Source organism: Blastococcus sp. SYSU D00820 (assembly GCF_054050695.1).
This window is the reverse complement of the sequence record NZ_JBJGZW010000011.1, coordinates 92,885-117,013: the sequence shown is the minus strand read 5'-3', so window position 1 is coordinate 117,013 and position 24,129 is coordinate 92,885. Positions and strand designations below refer to the sequence as shown.

General features: G+C 75.1%; 27 protein-coding genes. 16 read left to right on the top strand and 11 right to left on the bottom strand.

Annotated elements, in window-relative coordinates; translation table 11 throughout:
* Positions 1 to 11: 11 nt before the first annotated feature.
* Positions 12 to 809, bottom strand: a complete 798-nt coding sequence (locus ACI79R_RS13590) for a hypothetical protein (protein ID WP_456574161.1) — start codon at positions 807 to 809, stop codon at positions 12 to 14.
* A 288-nt stretch (positions 810 to 1,097) separates the two neighbouring features.
* On the opposite strand from ACI79R_RS13590, the gene ACI79R_RS13585 reads away from it, so the two are divergent.
* From ACI79R_RS13585 to ACI79R_RS13535, 11 genes are all read left to right on the top strand, one after another.
* Positions 1,098 to 2,015 (top strand): ABC transporter ATP-binding protein, encoded by a 918-nt coding sequence (locus ACI79R_RS13585; protein WP_456574160.1) that lies wholly within the window; start codon positions 1,098 to 1,100, stop codon positions 2,013 to 2,015.
* On the top strand, positions 2,012 to 2,833 hold the full coding sequence (locus tag ACI79R_RS13580; protein WP_456574159.1) for an ABC transporter permease: 822 nt from the start codon (positions 2,012 to 2,014) through the stop codon (positions 2,831 to 2,833). Before ACI79R_RS13585 ends, ACI79R_RS13580 begins: the two co-directional genes overlap by 4 nt.
* Positions 2,830 to 4,065, top strand: coding sequence for a sensor histidine kinase (locus ACI79R_RS13575; RefSeq protein ID WP_456574158.1), 1,236 nt, complete (start codon positions 2,830 to 2,832; stop codon positions 4,063 to 4,065). Before ACI79R_RS13580 ends, ACI79R_RS13575 begins: the two co-directional genes overlap by 4 nt.
* A complete protein-coding gene (locus tag ACI79R_RS13570) occupies positions 4,062 to 4,697 on the top strand; it encodes a response regulator (RefSeq protein WP_456574157.1) in 636 nt (211 codons plus the stop codon). Before ACI79R_RS13575 ends, ACI79R_RS13570 begins: the two co-directional genes overlap by 4 nt.
* A 42-nt stretch (positions 4,698 to 4,739) precedes the next feature.
* Complete coding sequence (locus ACI79R_RS13565) at positions 4,740 to 5,489, top strand: thioesterase family protein (RefSeq protein WP_456574156.1); 750 nt, start codon at positions 4,740 to 4,742, stop codon at positions 5,487 to 5,489.
* On the top strand, positions 5,486 to 5,974 hold the full coding sequence (locus ACI79R_RS13560) for an N-acetyltransferase family protein (RefSeq protein WP_456574155.1): 489 nt from the start codon (positions 5,486 to 5,488) through the stop codon (positions 5,972 to 5,974). The genes ACI79R_RS13565 and ACI79R_RS13560 overlap by 4 nt, the downstream gene beginning before the upstream one ends.
* Positions 5,975 to 6,034: 60 nt before the next feature.
* The gene (locus ACI79R_RS13555) at positions 6,035 to 7,207 is read left to right on the top strand and encodes a DUF222 domain-containing protein (protein WP_456574154.1); all 1,173 of its coding nucleotides are present in this window, start codon (positions 6,035 to 6,037) and stop codon (positions 7,205 to 7,207) included.
* A 24-nt stretch (positions 7,208 to 7,231) separates the two neighbouring features.
* Positions 7,232 to 8,305 carry a redox-regulated ATPase YchF gene (gene ychF, locus ACI79R_RS13550; RefSeq protein ID WP_456574153.1) on the top strand — a complete coding sequence of 358 codons (1,074 nt, stop codon included), beginning with the start codon at positions 7,232 to 7,234 and terminating at the stop codon, positions 8,303 to 8,305.
* A gap of 150 nt (positions 8,306 to 8,455) precedes the next feature.
* Positions 8,456 to 8,980 (top strand): hypothetical protein, encoded by a 525-nt coding sequence (locus tag ACI79R_RS13545; protein WP_456574152.1) that lies wholly within the window; start codon positions 8,456 to 8,458, stop codon positions 8,978 to 8,980.
* Between the two features lie 99 nt (positions 8,981 to 9,079).
* Complete coding sequence (locus ACI79R_RS13540; RefSeq protein WP_456574151.1) at positions 9,080 to 10,648, top strand: CYTH and CHAD domain-containing protein; 1,569 nt, start codon at positions 9,080 to 9,082, stop codon at positions 10,646 to 10,648.
* A gap of 283 nt (positions 10,649 to 10,931) precedes the next feature.
* A complete protein-coding gene (locus ACI79R_RS13535) occupies positions 10,932 to 11,141 on the top strand; it encodes a hypothetical protein (protein ID WP_456574150.1) in 210 nt (69 codons plus the stop codon).
* 15 nt (positions 11,142 to 11,156) lie between these two features.
* On the opposite strand, the gene ACI79R_RS13530 is transcribed toward ACI79R_RS13535, so the two are convergent.
* The 4 genes from ACI79R_RS13530 to ACI79R_RS13515 are packed head-to-tail and all read right to left on the bottom strand — an operon-like array spanning position 11,157 to position 14,537.
* The gene (locus ACI79R_RS13530) at positions 11,157 to 12,365 is read right to left on the bottom strand and encodes an FAD-dependent oxidoreductase (protein ID WP_456574149.1); all 1,209 of its coding nucleotides are present in this window, start codon (positions 12,363 to 12,365) and stop codon (positions 11,157 to 11,159) included.
* A 45-nt stretch (positions 12,366 to 12,410) separates the two neighbouring features.
* Positions 12,411 to 13,067: a class I SAM-dependent methyltransferase gene (locus tag ACI79R_RS13525; protein ID WP_456574148.1), complete on the bottom strand. Its 657-nt coding sequence runs from the start codon at positions 13,065 to 13,067 to the stop codon at positions 12,411 to 12,413.
* A 22-nt stretch (positions 13,068 to 13,089) separates the two neighbouring features.
* Entirely contained in the window at positions 13,090 to 13,962 is an 873-nt protein-coding gene (locus ACI79R_RS13520; protein ID WP_456574147.1) for an RNA polymerase sigma-70 factor, read from the bottom strand.
* Positions 13,959 to 14,537 (bottom strand): carboxymuconolactone decarboxylase family protein, encoded by a 579-nt coding sequence (locus ACI79R_RS13515; RefSeq protein WP_456574146.1) that lies wholly within the window; start codon positions 14,535 to 14,537, stop codon positions 13,959 to 13,961. Before ACI79R_RS13515 ends, ACI79R_RS13520 begins: the two co-directional genes overlap by 4 nt.
* A gap of 167 nt (positions 14,538 to 14,704) precedes the next feature.
* On the opposite strand from ACI79R_RS13515, the gene ACI79R_RS13510 reads away from it, so the two are divergent.
* Positions 14,705 to 16,060: an amidase family protein gene (locus ACI79R_RS13510; protein WP_456574145.1), complete on the top strand. Its 1,356-nt coding sequence runs from the start codon at positions 14,705 to 14,707 to the stop codon at positions 16,058 to 16,060.
* Entirely contained in the window at positions 16,057 to 17,394 is a 1,338-nt protein-coding gene (locus ACI79R_RS13505; protein ID WP_456574144.1) for an amidohydrolase family protein, read from the top strand. Before ACI79R_RS13510 ends, ACI79R_RS13505 begins: the two co-directional genes overlap by 4 nt.
* A 2-nt stretch (positions 17,395 to 17,396) precedes the next feature.
* On the opposite strand, the gene ACI79R_RS13500 is transcribed toward ACI79R_RS13505, so the two are convergent.
* The 4 genes from ACI79R_RS13500 to ACI79R_RS13485 form a co-directional block, all read right to left on the bottom strand.
* On the bottom strand, positions 17,397 to 18,200 hold the full coding sequence (locus tag ACI79R_RS13500; RefSeq protein ID WP_456574143.1) for an SDR family NAD(P)-dependent oxidoreductase: 804 nt from the start codon (positions 18,198 to 18,200) through the stop codon (positions 17,397 to 17,399).
* A gap of 38 nt (positions 18,201 to 18,238) precedes the next feature.
* Complete coding sequence (locus ACI79R_RS13495) at positions 18,239 to 18,871, bottom strand: LysE family translocator (RefSeq protein WP_456574142.1); 633 nt, start codon at positions 18,869 to 18,871, stop codon at positions 18,239 to 18,241.
* Between the two features lie 48 nt (positions 18,872 to 18,919).
* Complete coding sequence (locus tag ACI79R_RS13490) at positions 18,920 to 19,330, bottom strand: hypothetical protein (RefSeq protein ID WP_456574141.1); 411 nt, start codon at positions 19,328 to 19,330, stop codon at positions 18,920 to 18,922.
* A gap of 105 nt (positions 19,331 to 19,435) precedes the next feature.
* The gene (locus tag ACI79R_RS13485) at positions 19,436 to 19,657 is read right to left on the bottom strand and encodes a hypothetical protein (protein ID WP_456574140.1); all 222 of its coding nucleotides are present in this window, start codon (positions 19,655 to 19,657) and stop codon (positions 19,436 to 19,438) included.
* 154 nt (positions 19,658 to 19,811) lie between these two features.
* On the opposite strand from ACI79R_RS13485, the gene ACI79R_RS13480 reads away from it, so the two are divergent.
* Both ACI79R_RS13480 and ACI79R_RS13475 read left to right on the top strand, forming a co-directional pair.
* Positions 19,812 to 20,960, top strand: coding sequence for a zinc-dependent alcohol dehydrogenase (locus ACI79R_RS13480; RefSeq protein ID WP_456574139.1), 1,149 nt, complete (start codon positions 19,812 to 19,814; stop codon positions 20,958 to 20,960).
* A 13-nt stretch (positions 20,961 to 20,973) separates the two neighbouring features.
* Positions 20,974 to 21,573 (top strand): hypothetical protein, encoded by a 600-nt coding sequence (locus ACI79R_RS13475; protein ID WP_456574138.1) that lies wholly within the window; start codon positions 20,974 to 20,976, stop codon positions 21,571 to 21,573.
* Between the two features lie 19 nt (positions 21,574 to 21,592).
* Here the strand turns inward: ACI79R_RS13475 and ACI79R_RS13470 are convergent, their stop codons facing one another.
* Both ACI79R_RS13470 and ACI79R_RS13465 read right to left on the bottom strand, forming a co-directional pair.
* Positions 21,593 to 22,798 (bottom strand): flagellin N-terminal helical domain-containing protein, encoded by a 1,206-nt coding sequence (locus ACI79R_RS13470; protein WP_456574137.1) that lies wholly within the window; start codon positions 22,796 to 22,798, stop codon positions 21,593 to 21,595.
* A gap of 133 nt (positions 22,799 to 22,931) precedes the next feature.
* Positions 22,932 to 23,699: a GAF and ANTAR domain-containing protein gene (locus tag ACI79R_RS13465; RefSeq protein ID WP_456574136.1), complete on the bottom strand. Its 768-nt coding sequence runs from the start codon at positions 23,697 to 23,699 to the stop codon at positions 22,932 to 22,934.
* 145 nt (positions 23,700 to 23,844) lie between these two features.
* Here ACI79R_RS13465 and ACI79R_RS13460 point away from each other — a divergent pair, with 145 nt between their 5' ends.
* On the top strand, positions 23,845 to 24,129 hold the full coding sequence (locus tag ACI79R_RS13460) for a DUF1905 domain-containing protein (RefSeq protein ID WP_456574135.1): 285 nt from the start codon (positions 23,845 to 23,847) through the stop codon (positions 24,127 to 24,129).

Genomic DNA, 24,129 nt, shown 5'->3' with positions numbered 1-24,129 from the left:
AGAACTCCTCGTCAGAAGAAGCGGAGATCCGCGATCGTGTCCGTGGCCAGCAGGAAGACGTAGAGATCGGCGAGCGCGACGCTGAACAGCGACACCCATGCGAAGCGCATGTGGTGGGCGTTGAGGCGGGAGACGACGGTCCAGAACCGGTACCGCAGCGGGTGCCGGGAGAAGCTGTTGAGCCGGCCGCCGACGATGTGCCGGCACGAGTGGCAGGACAGCGAGTAGAGCCAGAGCAGGGCGGCGTTGACGAGGAGCACGAGCGTGCCCAGGCCCATGTGGCCCCAGGCGCCGGTCTCGTCGCGGAACCCGAGGACGGCGTCGTAGGTCAGGATCACGTTGAAGACCAGGCCGGCGTAGAAGAAGTACCGGTGCAGGTTCTGGCCGAGCAGCGGCAGCCGCGTCTCGCCGGTGTAGCGCCGGTGCGGTTCGGCCACCGCGCACGCCGGGGGTGACTGCCAGAACGACCGGTAGTAGGCCTTGCGGTAGTAGTAGCAGGTCAGCCGGAAGCCCAGCGGCACCACGAGGATGTAGATCGCCGGGGAGATCCACGACGGCCCGGTGAACAGCTCCGGGAAGGTGTCGCCCTCGCAGGCCGTGGTGATGCACGGCGAGTAGAAGGGCGAGATGTAGGGCTCGGCGAAGTAGTGCGCGTTCTGGAACGCGCGGAACGTCGAGTAGGCGATGAAGAGCACCAGCGCCACGACCGTGAGCAGGGGCTCCAGCCACCAGCGGTCGGTGCGCAGCGTGCGCGCGGCGATGGCCGCGCGGCGCGGCGGGGGGCCACCGCTCCCGGGCCCAGGGGTCACCGCCCCGGTCCGGCGTGGGGCGGTGGCGGTCATGGCGCGCTACGGGCCGGCGCGCTGGGAACGGCGGCTCGGGCCGCTGTCAGTACCTGTCCCCACGGCATCGTCGCCTCCAGGGTCGCTGGCGAGGTGCGCAGTCGACCACGGACGCCGCGCCGGAGGAAGGGCTCTGCCCACCGAAGTGCGTGGTCGTGGGCGTGTCCGGCCGGGCCGCGCCGTCCACCGACCGGTGGACGGCGGACCCACGGTCCGGCGGTCCCGCGGACGCCGCGCCGTCGACAGGCTCGTCCCATGACGACGACAGAGCTCGCGCCGAACCCGGAGGCCCCGGCCTCCGCGGACGCGGCGATCACGGTGCGCGGCCTGGTCAAGCGCTACGGCGGCCGGGCGGTCCTCGACGGGCTGGACCTCGAGGTCCGCCGCGGGGAGTGCTTCGCCCTGCTCGGCCCCAACGGGGCGGGCAAGACGACGACGATCGAGGTGCTCGAGGGGGTGCGCCGGCGCGACGGCGGCGACGTGCGGGTACTGGGGGAGGACCCGGCGACCGCCGGCCGCCGCTGGCGCGCGCGGATCGGCGTGGTCGCCCAGGCCGACGGGGCCGGCCAGGCGCTCACCGTCCGGGAGACCCTCGAGCACTTCGCCCGCCACCACGGCCGGCCGCGGCCGACCGGCGAGCTGCTGGCCGCGGTGGGGCTGGAGGAGGCGGCCGGCACCCGGGTGGGCCGGCTGTCCGGGGGCCAGCGCCGCCGGCTGGCCGTGGCGCTCGGCGTCCAGGGCGATCCGGAGCTGGTCTTCCTCGACGAGCCGACCACCGGGATGGACCCGGTGGCCCGGCGGCAGTTCTGGGAGCTGGTCCGCGGGCTCTGCGCCTCCGGCGCGACCGTGCTGCTCACCACCCACTACCTCGACGAGGCGGCCGCGCTGGCCGACCGGGTCGGCGTGGTGAGCGGCGGCCGGCTGGTCGACGTCGCACCGCCGGCCGAGCTCGGCGCCGCGCTGCGCCGGCAGGCCACCGTCGCCTGGACCGAGGGCGGCCGCGAGCGCGCCGTCCGCACGACCGACCCGGTCGCCGCGCTGCGCGACCTGCTCGCCGCGCCCGGCGCGGACCTGCCCGGCCTCACCGTCACCCGCCCCGGCCTGGAGGACGTCTACCTCCGCCTCGTGGGCGCCACCACCGCTCCCGCGACCGACTCCGAGGAGATCCGATGACCACGCTCGACGTCCGACCCGCGCCGCCGTCGGCGGCCCGCATCGCGCTGGCCCGCGTCGGCCTGGAGCTGCGGCTGTTCACCCGCGACCGGCAGCAGATGGTGTTCGCCTTCGCCTATCCGCTGGTGATGATGCTGATCTTCGGCTCGCTGCTCGGGGAGGACACCGCCCCCGGCGGCATCTCCTTCCCGCGCTACTTCCTGGCCGGCATCGCGGCGACCGGCATCCTGCTGGTGAGCTTCCAGGCGGTGGCCTCGGGGATCGCCGGCGAGCGGGAGAACGGGCAGCTCGCCCACCTGCAGCTGGTCGGCACCCCGCCGGTGGCCTACTTCGCCGGCAAGGCCGGGCAGGTGCTGGTGACCGTCGCCGTCCAGATGGCGCTGCTGCTGCCGGTGGCCCGGTACGGCTTCGACGTGCCGCTGCCGGTCGACGCCGCGCACTGGCTGACCTTCGCCTGGGTCGCCGCGCTCGGGGCGCTGGCCGGCACGGTGCTCGCCGTCGCGGTCTCCGGCTTCGGCGGCAGCGCCAGCTCCCTCGGGACGACGGTGATGGGCCTGTCGGTGGTGCTGCAGTTCTTCTCCGGCGTCTTCTTCGCCTTCCCGGAGCTGCCGAGCTGGATGCAGCAGGCCTCGGCGCTGTTCCCGCTCAAGTGGATGGCGCAGGGCATGCGCTCGGCGTTCCTCCCCGAGCAGGCCGCCGCGTTCGAGGTCGCGGGGGGATGGGAGCACGGCCGGACGGCCCTGGTGCTGGCCGCATGGGTGATCATCGGTGCCGTGGTGTGCGCCCGGACGTTCCGGTGGCGCCGGGCGGACCGGTGACCACCTCCACCTGGCTGCGGTCGCCCGTCGTCCCCGGCAGCGCCGGGGGCGACGGCGCGCCGCTGCCCGAGTCCGCCTGGCGGGTCACCGTCCTGGTGCTGCACGTGGCCTTCGCCGGCGCCGTGGCCGGAGCGGCGGCCTCGGTGCTCCTGGGGGACGACGCGGAGGGCGCGCGGCCGCTGCTGCTGACGGCGCTCGGCGCGCTGGCGCTGGCCTACCTGGTCTTCGGCGGTCCCGCGCTGGTGCGGCGGGAGCCGCGCCGCGCGCTGCCGTACCTGGTCGTGCTCGTCGCCGCGGTGGGCGTGCTCGGGTGGGAGCTGCCGCGGCTGCTGTTCCTGATGTTCGTGCTCTCCCCGCAGATCTGGTTCCTCGTGCGCAGCGTCGGCGCCGGCATCGCCTGGACCCTCGCCGCCGGCGCCGCCGCCCTGGCCGGGCCGCTGGTGCACTGGGTCGAGGGCGCCGAGCCGCTGGAGGGGCCGGCGCAGACCTCGGTCGGCATCGTGCTCAGCCTGGCGATGGGCACCTGGATCAGCCGGGTGCTCGAGCAGAGCCGGCAGCGGGCGCAGCTGATCCGGGAGCTGGAGGACACCCGCGCGGAACTGGCCGCGGCGCACCGCGAGCAGGGCATCGCCGCCGAGCGGCAGCGGCTGGCGCGCGAGGTGCACGACACCCTGGCGCAGGGCTACACGAGCATCGTCGTCCTCGCGCAGACGGCGGCCGCCCAGCTGCCGCGCGACCCCGGCGCGGCCGCGGAGCGGCTCGGGCTGATCGAGGAGGTCGCTCGGGAGAACCTCGCGGAGGCGCGGGCGATGGTGGCGGCGTTCTCGCCGGTGGCGCTGGACAGCGCGACGCTGGTCGAGGCGCTGGAGCGGCTGGCCGAGCGGTTCGGGCGGGAGACCGGCGTGGCCGTGCGGGTCGACACCGCCGCGCTGGCCGGCGGGCCGGCGCTGCGCCGCGACGAGGAGGTCGTGCTGCTGCGCGGCGCGCAGGAGGCGCTGAGCAACGTGCGCCGGCACGCGGGGGCCAGCGCGGTGGTCGTGCGGCTGTCGCGGTCGGACGGGGAGGTCGCGGTGGCGGTGGAGGACGACGGCGCGGGGTTCGACCCGGGGGCCGCGCGCGGCTCCGGGCTGGACGGCCTGCGCGGGCGGGTGGAGCAGGTGGGCGGACGGGTGGACGTCGAGTCGGCGCCGGGTGCCGGCACGCGGGTGACGGTGCGGGTGCCGGGCCAGTGATCCGCATCCTGGTCGTGGACGACCACCCCGTGGTGCGCGGTGGGCTGGTCGGCTGGCTCGACGCGCAGGAGGACCTCAGCGTCGTCGGGGAGGCCGCCGACGGGCTGGAGGCGCTGGCGCGCGTGGCCGAGCTCGCGCCGGACGTCGTCCTCATGGACCTGCGGATGCCGCGGATGGACGGCGTGACCGCGATCGAGCGGCTGGCGGGCACGCATCCCGGCGTCCGGGTGCTGGTGCTGACCACCTACGACACCGACGCCGACATCGTGCGGGCCGTCGCCGCCGGGGCGACGGGGTACCTGCTCAAGGACGCGCCGCTGCCGCAGCTGGCCGACGCCGTCCGCGCGGCGGCCCGCGGCGAGACGGTGCTGGCGCCGCCGGTGGCCGCGCGGCTGGTGTCGCAGCTGCGGGCGCCCGCGGTGGACGCGCCGACCGCCCGGGAGCTCGAGGTGCTGGCGGGGGTGGCGAAGGGGCTGACCAACGCCGAGATCGGCCGGGAGCTGTTCATCGGCGAGGCGACGGTGAAGACCCACCTGCTGCGGCTGTTCGCCAAGCTCGGCGTCGACGACCGCACGCGCGCGGTGATGGTCGCCGTCGAGCGGGGCCTGCTGCCGGGGCCCGGCGCGCGCTGATCCCCTTCCGGTGCCGCGAGCTCGGCTGTACGGTTCGTCGGTATGACAATCCAACTGACTGCGCCGCCGCTGCGCATGGGGCCGAGCTGGCGGTCGTTCGCCGGCATCCAGGGCGGGGTGGTGGTCGGCCGGCTGATGGCCGAGGCCGCCGCCGCGACCGGCCGGCCGCCCCGGGTGGTGACCGCGCACCTGCTCCGGTCGGTCGCGCCCGACGTCGACACCGTGCTGGCGGCGCTGCCCGACCGCGCCGGCACGACCGGCAGCGTGCGGGTGGAGCTGCGCCAGCAGGGCGCGCTCGCCGCGGTGGCGCAGGTGCTCACGCTGGGGCGGCCGGCCTCCCCGGTGGTGGAGGCGCCGGCCGGCGAGCTGCCGGCGGTGGAGGACGGCGAGCCCTTCGCGCTGCCGGCGGAGCTGGTGCCGATCGCCGAGCACACCGAGATCCGGGCGCTGGGCACCGCGCGCCCACTGGCAGGCGGGCCCGAGCCGCGGCTGCACGCGTGGGTGCGGATCCACGACGAGCCCGATCCGCTGGTGCGGCTCGGGGCACTGCTCGACGCGCTGCCGCCGTCGCTGTTCGCCATCTGGCGGGCGCCGGTGCCGGTGCCGACGGTCGAGCTGACCGCGCACCTGGCCGGCGAGCCGCCGGCTGCGGGGGAGTGGGTGCGGATCGACCAGCGGACCACCTGGCGCGACGCCGACCTGGCCGTGGACGACGCCGAGCTGCGGGACGTCGCCGGCCGGCTGGTGGCGCGGGTGCGGCAGACGCGGCGGCTGATCGGCGTGCCGGTGTGAGCGTCGTCGTCCGCCCCGCCGTCCCTGCCGACGCCGCCCGGCTGGCGGCGATCAGCCGCGCGGCGATCGAGGAGTCGGCGGCCGAGCAGTACACGCCCGCCCAGCGGGCGGCCTGGTCGGCGCGGCGGACCGTCGAGGCGCACGAGCGCTACGTCGAGGCGACGTCGGTGGTCGTGGCGGAGGTCGACGGCGAGGTCGCGGGCTTCGCCTCGGTCGCGCTGGCGGCGGTGGACGGGCTGGTGCCCGGCGAGGTGGACCAGCTGTTCGTCGACCCCGGGGCAGGGGGGCGCGGTGTCGCCCGGGCCCTCCTGGCGGAGGTGGCACGGATGGCGCGCTCGGCCGGCCTCCGGTCGCTGGTCACCCACGCGTCGTGGCGGGCCGCGCCGGTGTTCGAGCGCGCCGGGTACCGGCAGGTGGAGGTCGAGTCGGTGGACGTCGACGGGGAGGAGCTGACCCGGGTGCGCATGGTCGCCGACGACGTCTGACGTGCCTCTGACCTGGGGTTTCACCTTGCCCGGCCGCGTCGGGCACGGTAGACTTCGTACATGTGTTCGACGGCCGGCCTTGGGGGTGACGTCCTCGACGACGTCGCCGCGCTGGTCGCCGAGCGCAACCGGATCGACGCCCGCCTGGCGCGGATGGTGCGCACCGCGCAGCTGACCCAGGCGCCCGAGCGCGACGGGCTCACGTCGATGACCTCCTGGCTGAAGGGCCACTGCCGGCTGTCGGCGGCCGAGGCCGGGCAGCTGGTGCGCACCGGGCGGGCGATGGAGCACCTGCCGGCGCTGGCCGAGGCGCACGAGGCGGGTCTGGTGACCGCGCAGCAGGTCGCCGTGGCGGCCAAGGCGGTCACCCCGGCGCGGCTGGCCGCGGCCGCCGACCAGGGGGTGGACCTGGCAGTGATCGACGCGGTGCTCACGCAGGTGGCGGTCGACCAGCCGCACGAGAGCCTGGTGGCCGCGGTCGAGCACTACCTCGACGTCCTCGATCCCGACGGGCCGGAGCCCGACCCGACCGAGCAGCGCGAGCTGCACCTGACCAGGAACGGTGACGGCACGGTCAGCATCCGCGGCACCCTGGACGCCGTCGGCGGGGAGAAGCTGCAGGCCGCGGTCGAGGCCCACACCCAGGCCGACCGGCCCGCCGGTGACGAGCGCACCCGCGCCCAGCGGCAGGGCGATGCGCTGGTGCAGATCGTCGACGACGCCCTCGCCGGTGGCAGCTTGCCGGTGCTGCGCACCCGCAAGCCCCAGGTGGTCGCGACGATCCCGCTGTCCGACCTGGCCTCGCCCGACACCGGCCGCGGCGCCGGGCGGATGGGCTTCGGTGCCACCATCTCCGCCGCCCGCGCCCGCTGGCTCGCCTGCGACGGCGAGATCACCCGCCTCGTGATGGGCCCCGAGGGCCAGCCGCTGGATGTCGGGCGGACCGCCCGGGTCGTGCCGCCGCACCTGCGGCGGGCGGTGGAGGCCCGCGACGGAGCGTGCGTGTTCGCCGGGTGTACCGCTCCGACGCACTGGTGCGACGTCCACCACCTGGTGCACTGGATCGACGGGGGCGCCACCAGCCTGGACAACTCCGCGCTGCTCTGCGAGCGGCACCACACGAAGGTGCACCACGGGTTCCGCATCGAACGGCAACCCGACGGCCGATGGCGCACCCTCCGGCCCGACGGGAGTGAGATCAGCTTCCCGCCCGCGCTGGCCCGGACCGGCTGAGCGCTGCCCGTACGCTGGACTCCCGTGAGCTTGACCATCGGGATCGTCGGCCTGCCCAACGTCGGCAAGTCGACCCTCTTCAACGCCCTGACCAAGAACGACGTGCTGGCCGCGAACTACCCGTTCGCGACCATCGAGCCCAACGTCGGCGTGGTGGGCGTGCCCGACCCGCGGCTGGACAGGCTCGCCGAGGTCTTCTCGTCGCAGAAGATCATCCCGGCGACGGTGTCGTTCGTCGACATCGCCGGCATCGTGCGCGGCGCCAGCGAGGGGCAGGGGCTGGGCAACAAGTTCCTCGCCAACATCCGCGAGAGCGACGCGATCTGCCAGGTCATCCGGGTGTTCACCGACCCCGACGTCGTGCACGTCGAGGGCCGGGTCGACCCGGCCGACGACATCGAGACGATCAACACCGAGCTCGTGCTGGCCGACATGCAGACGCTGGAGAAGGCGATCCCGCGACTGGAGAAGGAGTCGCGCAAGGACAAGGAGCGCAAGGTCCTGCACGACGCCGCCGTCGCGGCGCAGGAGGTGCTCAACAGCGGTAGGACCCTGTTCGCCGCCGGGGTCGACCCCGAGCCGCTGCGCGAGCTGACGCTGCTGACGACCAAGCCGTTCCTCTACGTCTTCAACGTCGACGCCGACGAGCTGTCCGACTCCGCGAAGCTCGACGAGCTGCGCGCGCTGGTCGCGCCGGCCGAGGCGATCTTCCTCGACGCGCAGACCGAGTCGGAGCTCATCGAGCTGCCCGCCGACGAGGCCGCCGAGCTGCTCGAGTCGATCGGCCAGAGCGAGCCGGGCCTCGACCAGCTGGCCAAGGTCGGCTTCCGCACCCTCGGGCTGCAGACCTACCTGACCGCCGGTCCCAAGGAGGCCCGCGCCTGGACCATCCCGGTCGGCGCGACCGCTCCCCAGGCGGCCGGCGTCATCCACACCGACTTCCAGCGCGGGTTCATCAAGGCCGAGATCGTCTCCTTCGACCACCTGATGGAGGCCGGGTCGATGGCCGAGGCCAAGGCGCGCGGCTGGGTGCGGATGGAGGGCAAGGACTACGTCATGCAGGACGGCGACGTCGTGGAGTTCCGCTTCAACGTCTGACGGGAGCGCGGCCGCCACACCGCGGGACACGCCCGCGGGGCCGCGAGTTGGGAGCCACCTCGCCGGCTGTCCCTCCAGTGCGCGCTCGTCGTTCACGTGCTGCGCAGACGCTGGGGTCTCCCCGATGGAGCGACAGCACTGGAGGTCCCCGTGACTGCATCGACACGCACCGAGCCGAGCGAGAAGAACCGCGCGGCGAAGGAAGCGCCCGAGGAGTCGGCCGCCGTCCGCCAGGAGGAGCCCCTCGCCCTGCCGGCGTCTCCCGACCGGGAGGTCCGCGAGCTGGTCCGCACGCAGGACGACGTGGCTCAGCGCGCCCGGCGTCTGGTGGCCGGGGAGCTGCTGGCGGACGGCGCGAACGGCGGCGAGGAGCGCCACCGGGTCGACCGGCTGCTCGAGCAGGCCCGCACGCAACTCCGCGTCGAGCTGCAGGAGCAGGAGCAGGAGCGCGCCCGTCGGCAGCTGCAGGAGGCGGCCCGGAGCGGCGAGGAGGCCGTGGAGGGCGTCGTCCAGAGCCTGCTGACGATCGTCCGCAGTGTCGTGCCCCCGGTGCTGGTCCGGCCCGAGCAGTTCATCGAGGCGTCGTTCGCCCTCGCCGACCAGGGGCTCCGGGTCGGTCGCCGGCTGGCGCTGACCGTGGCCGGAGGCGCACGAGGTCTCGCGCAGGCGGCATGACCTGACGTCGCGGGCGGTGGACGCGTCCGGCGCCGTCCACCGCCCGTCGGTCCGCGCGAGACGGCGGGGTCGTTCACCTTCGTGCGGTAGATCTGCGGCATGCCGGCCGTGCACCTGGAGATCGAGAAGAAGTACGCCGCGGACGAGGCCTTCGAGCTGCCGCGGCTGACGGAACTGGTCGTGCGGGCCGAGGACGGTTCCGCAGCCTGGGACGGCGCCCCGGTCAGCGAGGGCGAGCCGGTCCGGCAGGAGCTGGCGGCCACCTACTTCGACACCGCCGACCTCCGCCTCATGGCCGCCGGGCTGACGCTGCGGCGACGCACCGGTGGGGACGACGCCGGCTGGCACCTGAAGGTCCCCGCCGGTGGAAGTGCCCGCTCGGAGGTGCGCCTGCCGCTCGGGCGCTCCTGGCGGACCGTGCCGGAGTCGCTGCGCCGCATGGTGCGCGCCCACACCCGGGGAGCGCTGCTGCGCCCGGTCGCGGAGATCTCCACCGACCGCACGGTGCACCGGCTGGTCGACGCCACCGGCCAGGTGCTGGCGGAGGTGGCCGACGACCGCGTGACGGCGCGCCGCCTCGTGACCGGGGGGAAGGCGGACGTCGCCGGCGCGGCGACGTCGTGGCGGGAGATCGAGGTCGAGCTCGTCGGCGGCGCGGCCGAGCTGATGGACGCCGTCGACGCGCGGCTCCGCGAGCGCGGCCTGGCCGCCGCGCCGAGCTCGTCGAAGCTCGCTCAGGTGCTGGACGGCGCCGGCACGCGACCGAAGAAGCAGCGCGCCGTCCGGCTCACCGCCAAGGCCGAGGCCGGCGCGGTCGTGCTCGCCCACATCGGCGAGCAGGTCGCACAGATCCGCGCGCAGGACCTGCCGGTCCGCCTGGACGCCCCCGACAGCATCCACAAGATGCGGGTGGCCACCCGTCGCCTGCGCAGCGCCCTCACCACGTTCAAGCCGCTCTTCGACGGCGAGGTGGTGCGTCCGCTCCGGGGTGAGCTGAAGTGGCTGGCCGCCGAGCTCGGCTCGGCCCGGGACGCCGAGGTGATGCGCGACCGGGTGGCCGCCGTGGTCGGCGGGCAGACGACCGACGCCGCCACCACTGGCCAGGCCGTCGAGGGCCTCGACCAGGTCTACCGGGAGGCGCACGACCGCGTGCTGGCCGAGCTCGACGGGGATCGCTATCACCGGCTGCTGCACCAGCTCGACGCCCTGGTGACGACGCCGCCGCTGACGCCCCGCGCCGGCGAACGGGCCGGGAAGGTCCTCCCGCGGCTCGTCGGGCGCAGCTACACCGTCGTCCAGCGGCTCGTGGAGCAGGCCCACGCCCAGCCGGAGGGAGCGGAGCGCGAGGAACTGCTGCACGACGCACGCAAGGCCGCCAAGGCCGCCCGCTACGCCGCGGAATCGGTCTCCCGGGTGTTCGGCGACGACGCCACGGCCTTCGCGGAGGCCATGGAGGCGGTGCAGGAGGCGCTGGGCGAGCACCAGGACTCGGTCCTCACCCGCGAGCGGCTGCGCACGCTCGGGCTGGACGCCCCCTCGGTCGAGGTGGCGTTCCTCTACGGCCGCCTGCACGCGCTCGAGGAGGCCCGTGCCGAGCACTTCCGCGACCAGTTCGCCGTCGCGTGGAAGGCGGCGGGCCGGAAGTCGCTCCACCGCTGGACGCGCTGACCCGGGCGCTCGCCTGCGGGCGGCCCTGACCCGTTGTGGGGAAGACGCGGGAACGCCTGCCTCCGGACCATCGCTGCGTGACGTCGGTGGAGCGGGTCAGGTGAGCGTGGACGACCTCGAGGGCACCGACTGCGAGTGCGGCGGGCGGCTCGACGGTGGGCACGACTGGTGGTGCGACGGCCGTCCGAGCTCGGTGATGGGCGGTGCACGAGCTGGCTCCCGAGCCCGGGACGCGGACGCCGTCCGCCGGGCGCGGCCATCGGCGCACCAGAGGCCGGCTCCCGTGCTCAGCGAGCAGCCTCCGGAGCCGCCCGCGGACCCGATGTACTGGCTCCGGGCGCAGACCGAGGAGCTCAGGCGTCAGAGCGACCTGCTGCAGCGGATGAGCCGGCACACGGCGCTGCTGTACGGCGTCACGGTCGCCTGGCTCGTGCTCCTGGCGCTGGGGTTCATCGTGGCTCTCGTCGAGCTCTCGGAGTCCGGCGGCTTCTGAACCAGGTCGGCGGCCTCACACCCGTCCGCGCAGGATGCGCCGCCAGTAGACCTGCGGCAGCCCGTACCGGTCGAACCACCACGTCGTCCGCCGCGGCTTGACCGGATCGACGAACGGCACCGACGGGGTCAGCCGGCTGTCCCGGTCGACCTCGGCGAGCAGCAGCCGGCGGCGGCTGACGGTGATCGGCATGACGGTGTACCCGTCGTACCGCTGCATCCGCCCACCGCTGCGCGCCGCCGCCAGGTTGGCGCTCAGCACCGCGACCTGCTTGCGCAGCGCGCCGCCGGACGGACGCGTGCGCAGGTCCGCGGCATCGCCGAGGCCCCAGATCGACTCGTGCCGCCGGTGCCGCAGGGTGAACGGGTCGACGTCGACCAGGCCGGGGTCCGGATCGGCGGCCAGGCCGCTGTCGGCGATCCACCGCGGCGCCCGGTAGCGCGGCACCAGGTGGGCGGCCGCGACGTCCTCCAGCACGCGCGTCCCCGTCGGCGAGGTGACCACGACGTCGTGCAGGTCGGCGTCCACCCGCTCGACCCGGCTCTCCCGCAGCACCTCGACGCCGTAGTCGGCGAAGGCCTGCTCCAGCAACGTGTCGGCGCGCGGCACCGCCGTCGCGGTCGCCCCGGGCAGCACGAGCGTGACGTCCAGGTCGCCGAGCACCCCGGCCCGCCGCCAGGCGTCGCACGCCATGAACAGCGGCTTGAGCGCCGTGGGGCCGCAGGACGCCGGCTCCGGCGGCACCGAGAACACCACGGACCCTCGCGACACCGACGTCAGCAGCGGCCACACCCGCGGCGTGCTGCCCGGCACGTACGTCGAGGCGGCCCACCCGTCGGCGTACGCCTCCTGCAGACCGGGGGTGGCCGCCCAGTCCTCCTCCAGGCCCGGGCAGAGCACGAGGTTGCGGTAGGCGATCGTGCGCCCCCGGCGGGTGCGGACGGTCGCGGCGGCGGCGTCGACCGCGTCGACGCCGTCCCGGATCCAGGTGCACCCGTCGGGGACGACGTCGGCCATCGGGCGCTCCAGCTCGGCCATCGTCGCCTGGCCGCCGCCCACGTAGTTGAGCAGCGGCTTGTACCGGTGCACCGGCTGCGGGGCCACGACGGCGACGTCGGAGACGCCGTCGCGCAGCAGCTTCGCCGCCAGGGAGATGCCGGCGTTGCCGCCGCCGACGATCAGCACGTCGTGCCGGTCCACGTCCACCTGCTGGGATGAGGCCACGTGCCCAGCCTGCCGACCGGGGGAGACCCTCGCAGCGCGGGAAGCTCAGGCGGCCGGTCGACGCGCGGCCAGCAGCACCTGGGGCAGGCCGAGCACGTCGGCCGGCAGCCGGAGCACGGACACCGGCTCGAGGCCCGCGTCGGCGAGCATCGCCGTGAGCTGCTCGGGCAGCCACAGGTGCGTCGTCCACGCCACCGGCACGCCGTCGTAGGCCTCGGTGCGGACGACGTCGTCCTCCCCGACGTGGGTGCCGACCAGCACCTGGCCGCCGGGCACCAGCGCGTCGGCGAAGGATCGGAGGACGTCGGGCAGGACGTCGCGCGGGAGGTTGAACAGCGACCACCAGCCCAGCACGCCGCCGAGCGACCCGTCCTCCAGCGCCAGCTCGGTCGCCGACGCGACGTCGAACCGCAGGTCCGGGTGCAGCCGCCGCGCGTGCGCCACCATCCGTGGCGACAGGTCGACCCCCGCGACGTCGAGGCCCAGGCCGGCCAGGTGCGCCGTCACGTCCCCCGGACCGCAGCCGACGTCCAGCACCGGTCCCAGGCCGCGCACCGACTCGGCGAACGCCGCCAGCGCGGCGCGCAGCCACGGGTGGGCGTCGAGCCGGCCGGCACCCATCGCCACGTAGCGGTCGGCGACCAGGTCGTAGGACTCGCGCACCACGTCCAGGTCGGCCGGCCGGGGGATGCTCCGTCGCACCTCGGGACTCTCGCACGGCCGCTCACCGCCGCAGCTCGGCCACCTCGTCCAGCCGGCCGAGCTTGTGCGGGTTGCGCACCGCGAACAGCCGGGTGATCCGGCCGTCCTCCACGACGAAGGTGATCGCGGTGTCGAGCTCGCCGCCCGGGTCGATGCGCGCGGCGACCGTGCCGTTGAGCAGGGGAGTGGTGATCCGGACGCCGGGCGCGAGGGTCGCGAACCGGGACAGCGCCGCGGCCACCCGCTCCCGCCCCGCGATCGGGCGCCGCGCCGCGGGCGCCAGACCGCCGCTGTCGGCCACCACGACGACGTCCGGTGCCAGCACGTCGAGCAGCCCGTGGACGTCGCCGGCGGTGACCGCGGCGAGGAACCGGTCCACGACCCGCTGCTGCTCCGCGCGGCTGACCACCGTCCGCGGCCGGCGCGCCGCCACGTGCTCGCGCGCCCGGTGCGCGATCTGCCGGACGGCGGCGCTCGACCGCCCGACCGCGGCGGCGATCTCGTCGTAGGGCACGTCGAACACCTCGCGGAGCACGAGCACCGCCCGCTCGACCGGCGCCAGCGTCTCCAGCACCGTCAGCATCGCGATCGAGACGCTCTCGGCCAGCTCCACGTCGTCGGCGACGTCCGGGCTGGTCAGCAGCGGCTCGGGCAGCCACTCACCCACGTAGTCCTCGCGGCGGCGGGCCAGGGTGCGCAGCCGGTTGAGCGCCTGCCGGGTCACGATCCGCACGAGGTAGGCCCGCGGGTCGCGCACCGCGGCCCGGTCCACCTCCGCCCACCGCAGCCAGGTCTCCTGCACCACGTCGTCGGCGTCGGCGGCCGAGCCGAGCATCTCGTAGGCGACGGTGAACAGCAGGCCGCGGTGGGCGAGGAACGGGTCGTCGTCGGTCATGCCGTCGCGCGCTCCGCCAGCGGCGGCAGGCCGCAGGACGCCGCGAACTCCTGCGACCGGATGCCCAGCGCCACGTTGCCGCGGGCGGTCATGTTCATCATCCCGATCCGCGCGGTCAGCTCGACCAGCGCGGCGGGCCCGAGCTCGGCCAGCAGCGCGGCGGACAGCTCGTCGGTCACGGCCGGCGGCGTCGCGCTCATCGCCTCGGCGTACTCCATCACCCGTCGCTCCAACGGCGTGAAGACGTCGGACTCCCGCCACCGCGGCACCTCCCGCGCCTTGGCCGGGTCGAGCCCGCGGTGCCGCGTGAGGAAGTAGTGCAGGTCCAGGCAGAAGCTGCAGCCGATCGTGCCGGCGGCGGCCATGGCCGCGTAGGTCGCCAGCGCCGGGTCCAGCCGGTTCCAGGAGTCGACCTTGCGGCCGAACCCCATCGAGTCCCTGAGCACCGCCGGGTGGTGCCACATGACCGCGGCGCCCGCGGGCACCTGGCCGAAGATGCGGCGGCTGATCGTCTTGAGCAGGGCGCCGTAGAGGCCGGTGATCTCGGCCGGCGGAACCCGCGTGCTGCTCGCCATGTCTCCTCCTGCGTCGTGGTGGTGTCGACATGGAGACACCGGCCGCGGCCCGGGTGTGACAGCAGGGCGAGTTAACACGTCCGCCACCGCCCGGACGCCGTTCCGAATCCCGCGTTACCGAGCCTCCTCCCACCGGCCGACCGCGGCCGGGGACGGAGGACGACGCAGTGCACGACAGCCCCGGCGGCAACGCCGCGCTCCTGGCCCGCATCCGCTCCGGGGAGCTGTCGGCCGTCGAGGCCGTGGGCGGCGCACTGCGGGCGGCGGAGGAGGACCGGTCGTCGCCGGTTCCGCTCGCCTCGGTCCTCCGGACGGCGCCCGGCGCCCTGGCGGAGGCCGCGGAGATCGACCGGCGCCGCGCGCGGGGCGAGGAGCTGCCGCCGCTGGCGGGCCTGCCGATCACCGTCAAGGACGCCTTCGACGTCGCCGGCCTGGTCAGCGGCCACGGCGTACCCGGCGAGGAGCACCTCGCGGCGACCGACGCCCCCGCGGTCGCGGCGCTGCGCGCGGCCGGCTGCGTCGTCGTCGGCAAGACCACCGTGCCCGCCCGGCTGGCCGACGTCCAGGCCGGCACCGACGCGCACGGCTGGGCGCGCAATCCCGCCGACCGCACCCGCACCGCGGGGGGCTCGTCCGGCGGGGCGGCGGCCGTGGTCGCCGGCCAGTCGCGGCTCGACCTCGGCAGCGACATGGTCGGCTCGGTGCGGATGCCGGCCGGCTGGTGCGGCACCGCCGCGCTGCGGCCGACCCTGGGCCTGGTGTCCAAGCGCGGACACCTGCCGTGGCCGCCGCACCTCCGGCTGGAACCGCCGGCCTCGACGGTCGGGCTGATCGCCCCCTCCGCGGCCGACCTGTGGACGCCGTTCGAGGCGCTGCTCGCCGGCGCCGGCACCGGGCGCGCCCCCGTCGCTCCCGGACGGCGCAGCGGCCGGCCGCGGCTGGGCCTCTGGCTCCCCGACGACTGGCCGGTCACCGGCGGGGAGACCCGGCGGGCGCTGCTGCGGTGGTCCGGGGAGGTGGCCGGCGCCGGGTGCGACGTCGTCCCGGTGACCCCGCCGCGGTCCGGGCGGGCCGAGGCCGCGCTCTACGCCCGGCTGACCGCCGCCGAGATCGCGCACGGCGCCGGGGACCTGTCGCCGGCGCGCCCGCTGCTGGCCGACCTGGAGGAGCAGGCCGCGGTGGTCGACGCCTGGCGGATCGAGGTCTTCGGTGCCGTCGACGCGCTGCTCTGCCCGGTCACCCCCGTCGTCGCACCGGCCGTCTCCGCCGAGCCCCTCGACCGGCGCACCGTCGTCGTCGACGGCCGGGAGCTGCCCGCCGCGTCGCTCATGGACTGGTCGGTGCTCACCTCGGTCGCCCACTGCCCGTCGGTGGTCCTGCCGGCCGGCCCCGGCGACGAGAGCGGGCTGCCGGTCGGCGTCCAGCTGCTCGGCGCTCCCGGCACCGACCTCGCCCTGCTCGACCTCGCCTGCGAACTGGAGGCCCTCGTGCCCGTCCCGTCGACCGCCCCGGCTCTCGCATGACCGCGCCGCGCGGCTACGACCTCGCCGTCACCGGCGGCACGGTGCTGCCCATGGACGGCGGCGCCCCGCTGCCCGACGCCACCGTGCTGGTCGCCGACGGGCTGGTCGTCGACGTCGTGACCGGCCAGGTGCCGAGCCCGGTCGCCCGAACCATCGACGCGACCGGCTGCGCCGTCCTCCCCGGGTTCGTCGACTGCCACACCCACGTGGCCTCCAACATGCTGCTGCGCGGGCTGCTCGAGGACACCGAGCTGTTCGCCTGGCTCGAGACCATGTGGAAGCTCAAGCGCGGCTTCGACTCCGAGACGCTGTACTGGGCGTCGATGTGCGGCCTGGTCGAGATGGCCAAGGCGGGCATCACGACCTTCAACGAGCACTTCGACGGCTACGCCGTCACCCCGCAGGTCCGCGCGCTCCAGGAGCTGCCGCTGCGCGCCACCCTCGGGTTCGGGTTCGCCGACGGCGGCGTCTACGAGGCCGTGGGCGAGTGGTCGTGGGCCGCGGTGAAGGACTTCGACGCCGCCACCGCCGGCGCGGTGTCGGCCGGGGTCGACGGCGACCGGATCCGCCTCGGGCTGTCGCCGCACGCGCCCTACTCCTGCTCCCCGGAGCTGTGGACGGCGGTGCGCGGGCTGGCCGACGAGCGCGGCCTGCCCGTGCACACCCACGTGGCCGAGGGGCTGCGCGAGCAGGCGTACATGGAGCAGACGTACGGCCGGACGACGGTGCAGTGGCTGGCCGACATCGGCTTCCTGGGCCCCGACGTCACCGCCGCGCACTGCACCCAGCTGACCGCCGGCGACATGGCCCTGCTGGCCGAGCACGACGTGAAGGTGGCGCACTGCCCCGTCTGCAACGCCAAGATCGTCTCCGGCACCATGGACCTGCGCGGCCTGCGGGCGGCCGGGGTCACCGTCGGGCTGGCCACCGACGGCCCGGCCAGCCACAACACCCTGGACGTGTTCCAGGAGATGAAGTTCGCCGCGATCACCCACAAGCAGGCCACCGGTGACCCGACGTTCCTGCCCACCCGCGAGGTGCTGCACATGGCCACGCGGGACGCCGCCGTGGCCATGCACCGGCCCGAGCTCGGGCGGCTGGTGCCGGGTGCGCCGGCCGACCTCGTCGTCGTCGACCTGGACAAGGCGCACACCGCGCCGGTCTACGACGTCGAGGCGACGCTGGTCTACGCCAGCCGCGCCGACGACGTGACGCACACGGTGGTCGGCGGCCGGGTGGTGGTCGACGGCGGCCAGGTGGTGGGCGTCGACGAGCGCGAGGTGGTGGCGCGGTTCCGCGAGCACGCGCACGCGCTGGCGCGGCGCACGCTGTGAGCTCAGTAGTGGATGGCGCCCCGGGTGCCGCCCCCGACCGCGATCGCGTCGCCGGTGATGCCGGCGCTGCGGGGTGAGGCCAGGAAGGTCACCACGTCGGCGACCTCCTCGACGGTCACCAGGCGGCCGATGCTGACGCCGCCCGCCTGCGCCTGGGCCCGCGCGACCTCCTCGACCGGCACGCCCTCGCGCGCCGCCTGCTCGGCCAGCTGCGCCGCCCGCCGTTCGGTCACCGTGATGCCGGGGTGGACGACGGTCACGGTGATGCCGTGCGGGCCGAGCTCGTCGGCCAGGTTGGCGGTCATCGCGGCGACGGCCACGTTGCGCACCGACCCCACCAGCGAGCCGGTGCGTCGGGCGTTGAGCCCGCTGACGTTGACGATCCGGCCCCAGCCGGCGGCGACCATGTGCGGCGCGACGGCGCGGGCGCAGCGCAGGTAGCCGAGCACCTTGGTCTCCAGCTCGACGCGGACGTCGTCGTCGGTCAGCTCGTCCAGCGGCGGGATCGGGGCCGACGAGGCAGGCCGGGCGGCGGCGTTGACCAGCACGTCGACCCCGCCGAGGGCGCCCGCCACGGACCCGACCATGGCGCGCACCGCGGCGTCGTCCCGGGTGTCGGCGGGGGAGACCAGGACCGTCGTCCCGTGCCGGCGGACGCGCTGCGCCGCGCGCTCCAGGGCGTCGGCGTCGCGGGCCACGAGGGCGACGTCCGCGCCCTCGGCGGCCAGGCCGTCGGCGACGGCGAGGCCGATGCCGCGGCTGGCTCCGGTGACGATCGCGCGCTTGCCGCGCAGCTGCAGGTCCACGGGCCCATCCTGGCCGCAGTGCCCGGTCGGCGGCCCGGTCAGCGGCCGGGCAGCGCCAGCCGGACGCCGAACCCGATGAGCGCCAGCCCGGTGGTGCCCTCGACGGCGCGGCGCACCGCCGGGCGCTGCAGCCACCTGCGGGCGGCCGCCGCCCCGCCGATCAGGGCGGCGAACCAGGCCAGGCTCAGCAGCGCGTGCACCCCGGCCAGCAGCAGCCCCATGCCCAGGGGGGCGACGTCCGGCGGCAGGAACTGGGGGAGCGCGGCCACGTAGAAGGCGCCGACCTTGGGGTTGAGCAGGTTGGTCAGCAGGCCGGTGCGGGCCGACCGCCACCAGCCGGCCGGCTCGGCCGTCCCGGCGCCGTCCTCGGTCGCGGTCGAGCGCAGGAGTCGCCAGAGGATGCGCCCGCCGAGCCACACCATGTAGGCCGCCCCGGCCAGGCGCAGGACGTCGTAGGCGAGCGCGGAGGCGGTGACCAGCGCGGACACGCCCGCCGCGGCGGCCGCGCCCCAGGCGAGGACCCCGCCGACCACGCCGAGTGCGGTCGCCACCGCCTCGCGCCGGCTGCGGGTGACCGCGGCGCGCAGGACGAGCGCGGTGTCCATGCCCGGTGTGAGCGTCAGCAGCAGCGCGAGGACGGCGAAGCCGAGGACGGCGCTCCCGACGGTCACCGGTCGAGGTTAGAGCGGGCGCGGAACCGGGCGCCGCGGTGCTGCGGGTCAGCCGCGCGGCCGGGCGTTCCAGTCGATCGGCAGCTGCTGCGGGCCGGGGCCGTCCGGGCCGGCGGCCGACCAGCCCATGTCGTCCGGTACGGCATCCGCGCGCGGCGTCGTCGCGATGTGCAGGGCCAGGCCGAGGACGGCGAGACCGGCCAGGGCCGGCAGCCGTTCGTCGGTCACGGACTCGTTCTGCTGCTCGGCGATGATCGTCAGGAGATCCTTGGCCACCCAGCCGTTCACCACCTGCTGCTGCGGGGCGCCGGACGTGTTGGCTTCGTTGCGCTCGTAGTCCGACAGCGCTTCACGGATGGCAGCCGAACTGTCGCCCAGTTCCTCCGGCGCCATCGCGTACCAGACGACGACGGCGGCGACGGCGAGCACGACGGCGCCGATGCGGCGGAGCAGGGCCACGGCAGGCTCCTCGCGTGGAGGCGGACGTCCGGCGTCCACGGGAACTGGGTCGTTCCAGTTCTTCGGCCGTCGTCCGCGGAACTCTCCTCCAACCGCGCGATCAGCTCATCCCGCGAGCCGCGCGCACTCCTCGCAGCGCGGCTCGCTGCCCGGGGCGTGCCAGTCCCGGTCGGCGATCGCCGTGACCAGCACGCCGCACACCGACGCGGCGAGGCCGTCGACGACCGGCCGGGACACCGCATGCGTGAGGTCCCCCGGCTGGCGGCCGTCCCGGCGCACCTCGACCGACGCCACGAACCCGTCGAGCACGGGGAGACAGAGCGACATGGCGGGGAGCATGCGCCGCCCAGATGACGGTGTCGTGAACGGCGACGGAACTCCGCGCCGGTGGTTAGACCCTCCCGGCACTGGACAGTCAGCGGAGCGTTGCCCCGCGTCCGAGCAGCGGACGGCGAAGCCGAGCGGGCACCGAGGAGGACCGATGCGAGCGATGACCTACCGGGGGCCCTACAAGCTCCGCGTCGACGACAAGCCCATGCCGGTGATCGAGCACCCCAACGACGCCATCGTCCGGGTCACCCTCGCCGCCATCTGCGGCTCCGACCTGCACCTCTACCACGGCCTCATGCCGGACACCCGCGTCGGCCACACCTTCGGCCACGAGTTCATCGGCGTCGTCGAGCAGGTGGGCCCGTCGGTGCAGAACCTGTCGGTCGGCGACCGGGTCATGGTGCCGTTCAACATCTTCTGCGGCTCCTGCTGGTTCTGCGCCCGCGGCCTGTACTCCAACTGCCACAACGTGAACCCGAACGCCACCGCGGTCGGCGGCATCTACGGCTACTCGCACACCACCGGCGGCTACGACGGCGGGCAGGCGCAGTACGTCCGGGTGCCGTTCGCCGACGTCGGCCCGGTGCGGATCCCCGACTGGATGCACGACGAGGACGCCGTCCTGCTGACCGACGCCGCCGCGACGGGCTACTTCGGCGCCCAGCTCGGCGAAATCGCCGAGGGTGACACGGTCCTCGTCCTCGGTGCCGGCCCGGTGGGCCTGATCGCGGCGCAGTCGGCCTGGCTGATGGGCGCCGGACGGGTGATGGTCGTCGACCAGCTGGAGGAGCGGCTGGCCAAGGCGCGCACCATGGCCCATGCCGAGACCTTCAACTACACCGAGTACGACGACATCGTCGTCGAGATGAAGAAGCAGACCGACCACCTCGGCGCCGACGTCGTCATCGAGGCCGTGGGGGCCGAGGCCGACGGCAGCCTCCTGCAGCACGTCACGGGGACGAAGCTGAAGCTGCAGGGCGGGTCGCCGATCGCGCTGAACTGGGCCATCGACTCGGTCCGCAAGGGCGGGACGATCGGGGTCGTGGGCGCGTACGGGCCGGTGCCCAACGCGGTGAAGTTCGGCGACGCCCTCAACAAGGGGCTGACGCTGAACATGAACCAGACCCCGGTGAAGCGCCAGTGGCCACGCATGTTCGAGCACGTCCGCAACGGCTACCTGACCCCGCGCGAGATGGTGACCCACCGGTTCCCGCTGGAGCACATCGCGGAGGCCTACCACGTGTTCTCCGCCAAGCTCGACGGCTGCATCAAGCCGCTCGTCCTGCCGAGCGCGGCCTGAGGGAGGAGCAGACATGACCGAGCAGCCACGGACCTCCGACGTCCCGAGCGCCTACGTCCGGGACAAGCGCACCGGAACGCCGTCCCGCGAGGAGCTCCGCGCCCGGATCCCGGGCTGGGGCGTCGACCTCGACCCCGCCGACCGGCCCTCGAACCGCCGGCTGGACTACGCACCGGACCGCACAGGAGCGCACTGGGACTTCCCGGAGCGGCAGCCCGAGAAGTGGCCGCGGGAGCGCTCGATCGAGCACGCCTTCGTCACTCCGGTCTTCGGCACCGCGCAGCCGCCCAAGGGGCTGTCCGGGGCGATCCGGAAGTTCTCCTACCGGGCGTACGGCGAGGGCCGCCTCGGCCACTGGCTCCTGCTGATCCTGGCCGACCGCGTGGACGCGTGGGAGGAGCACCTCAGGTCCTTCGGCACCCTGCGACCGGACAACCCCGTCACCGAGACCGGGGTGCGCGCCGAGTTCACCCACGACGGCCTGGGGTCCCGCTTCGGCAGCAAGCGCACCGACTGGCGGCACCAGCTCCTCGATCCGGTGATCGTCGCCGGGCCGTGGGTGGCGGGGGTCGCCGTCGTCACCCGGTACGCGGTGCGGGCGCTGCGGCGCTGACCGGCGGGCGCGCGGTCGGTCAGCCGAGCAGCGCCAGGACCCCGCGCGGGGCCTGGTTGGCCTGGGCGAGCATCGCGGTGCCCGCCGAGACCAGCACCTGGGCGCGGCTCAGCGCGACCGTCTCCAGGGCCATGTCCGCGTCGCGAATCCGGGACTCGGCGGCGGTCGTGTTCTCCAGCGTCGTGCCCAGCCGGCCGATGGTGTGCTCGAGCCGGTTCTGGACGGCGCCGAGGTAGCCGCGCAGGCTCGACACCCGGCCCAGGGCCGCGTCCACGAGCGTCATCGCGTCGGCCGCTCCGGTGGTGGTGGCCGCCGGGGTGTAGGCCGGGGTCAGCCGGACGGCGTCCGCTGCCGTGGACCCGACGCCCGGCGGGTCACCGAAGAAGTAGAGGGCGCCCGGCGTGGCCGACAGCGGGATGTACACCGTGCCCAGTGCCGGGATGGCCGCGGCGTTGATCCGGCCGAGGAAGTCCTGCGAGGTCACCGCCCCGGTGTAGTCGACGCTGCCCAGGTCGAAGGTCCGGCCGTCGTAGCAGATCCTGCCGGTCAGGGACCGGTAGGCGGCGGCGTGGCCGGGCTCGGTGACGAAGTCGCCGTCGATCTTGAGCCGGCCTGACGTCGGCACCCCCTCGGCGTCGGAGACGGCGGGGGTGACCGTCGTGGTCGGCCCGGAGCCGGACGTGCCGCCGGTGACGTCGATGCCGGCCAGCCCGAGCCCCGCGGCGTCCAGGCCGGCGCCGGTCCGCCCGATGACGACGGTGACGGTGTCGCCGACGTCCGCCCCGACCTGGAAGGTGCCCCGGTAGCTGCCGTCCAGCAGCGACCGGTCGTCGAAGCGCGTGGTCGTGGCGATCCGGGTCAGCTCCTGCCGCAGCTGGGCGACCTCCGTCTGGATCGCCTCGGCGGCGGTCGCGCTCACCGCACCGCCGTTGGCGGCCTGCACCGTCAGGTCGCGCATCCGCTGGAGGATCCCGGTGGTCTCCTCGAGGGCACCGTCGGCGACCTGCACGAGGCTGATGGCATCGCGCGTGTTGCGCATCGCCTGGGCGGTGCCGCGGGCCTGCGAGCGCAGCCCCTCAGAGAGGGCCAGCCCCGCGGCGTCGTCCGCGGCGCGGTTGACGCGGTAGCCGGACGACAGGCGCTCGATCGACCGGGCCGTCGCCGCGTTCGCCGTCCCCAGCGCCCGGGAGACGCCCAGTGCGGCGACGTTCGTGACAACGCTCATGCGGAAAGCCGGCCTCCGTGCTGCGGTGGTGCGCCCGCCGCATCCGTGCAGCAGGTGGTCCACCCTCCTCAACGGCCGGAACAGGACCGCAATCGCGTCGAGCGGGCAGGTGGTGCCGGTGTGACGGGTGGGGTCAGTCGCGCGGGCCCGGCCGCCCCGACGGCCGCGGCGGCGGGAGGGGGAACTCCCCGGTGTCGGCGACCTCGGCCGCCACGTCGCGCAGCTTCCGGTTGCCGTGCTGGCTGGCCCGGCTGAGCAGGCCGAAGGCCTCCTCGCGGGTCACCTTGTGCCGCTCCATGAGCACGCCCTGCGCGATGCCGATCTCCCGGCTGCTGGCCAGCGCGGCCTTCAGGTTGGCCGCCTGCTGGCTCATCCGCCCGCCCCACAGCGCCAGCGCCGCGTACGTGGTCAGGACCGACAGCAGCGGCAGCGAGGCATCGAGGTCGAACGCGTGCGGACGCCGCGAGTAGAGGTTCAGCCCGCCGATCACCTCGCCGCCCTCCTCGCCGAGGAACAGCCGGTAGGACAGCATCGAGCGGATGCCGTGCTCGGCCGCGCGCGGCCCGAACTCCGGCCAGCCCTCGCCCTCGAGCAGGTCCCCGGCCAGCATCGGCCGCCGGTGGGCGAGGGCGTCCACGCAGGGACCGCTGCCCAGCCCGTACTGGATCCGGTCGACCTCGTCGACCACCGGATCGGTGGCGCCGATGGTGAACAGCTCGCCGTCGTCGTCGAGCCGGGTCAGCCCGGCGTGGTCGGCGCCGGGCATGAGCTCGACGGCGGCCTCGGTCATGGCGCGCGCGGCGTCGGCCTCGCTGTCGAAGGGGCGCAGCCGCCGCCCGACGACCGCGTAGAGCCGACCGAGGTGCTGCGGGAGACCGGCTGCCGCCGGAGAGGTGCCCACTGAGAAGAACCGTCCTGGTCCGAGACGCGTGCGTGGGCCGACCTTTTGACCGCGGGACGACCTTACTAGGGCACGGGCGAGATCCGATCGCCCCCCGCCGGTCGGCCGACCGATGAGATCCCGGTGCCCCGGCGGTCGGACCTGCATGACCACCGCCCCGCGCGAGCTCGACGCCGTCTTCACCGCCCCGATCGAGAAGGACGGCGCCTTCCCGACCTACCTGACCGTGCCCGGTTCCGCCGAGCTGTTCGGCACCCGCCGGGCGGTCAAGGTCGGCGGGACGGTCGACGGCCACGCCTTCACCGCCACCTGCATGCCCTCGGGCAGCGGGCCGCACTGGCTGCCGCTGCGGGCGGCGATCTGCGCGGCCATCGGCAAGAGGGAGGCGGGGGAGCCGGTGACCGTGCACCTGCAGCAGCGGTTCAGCTGA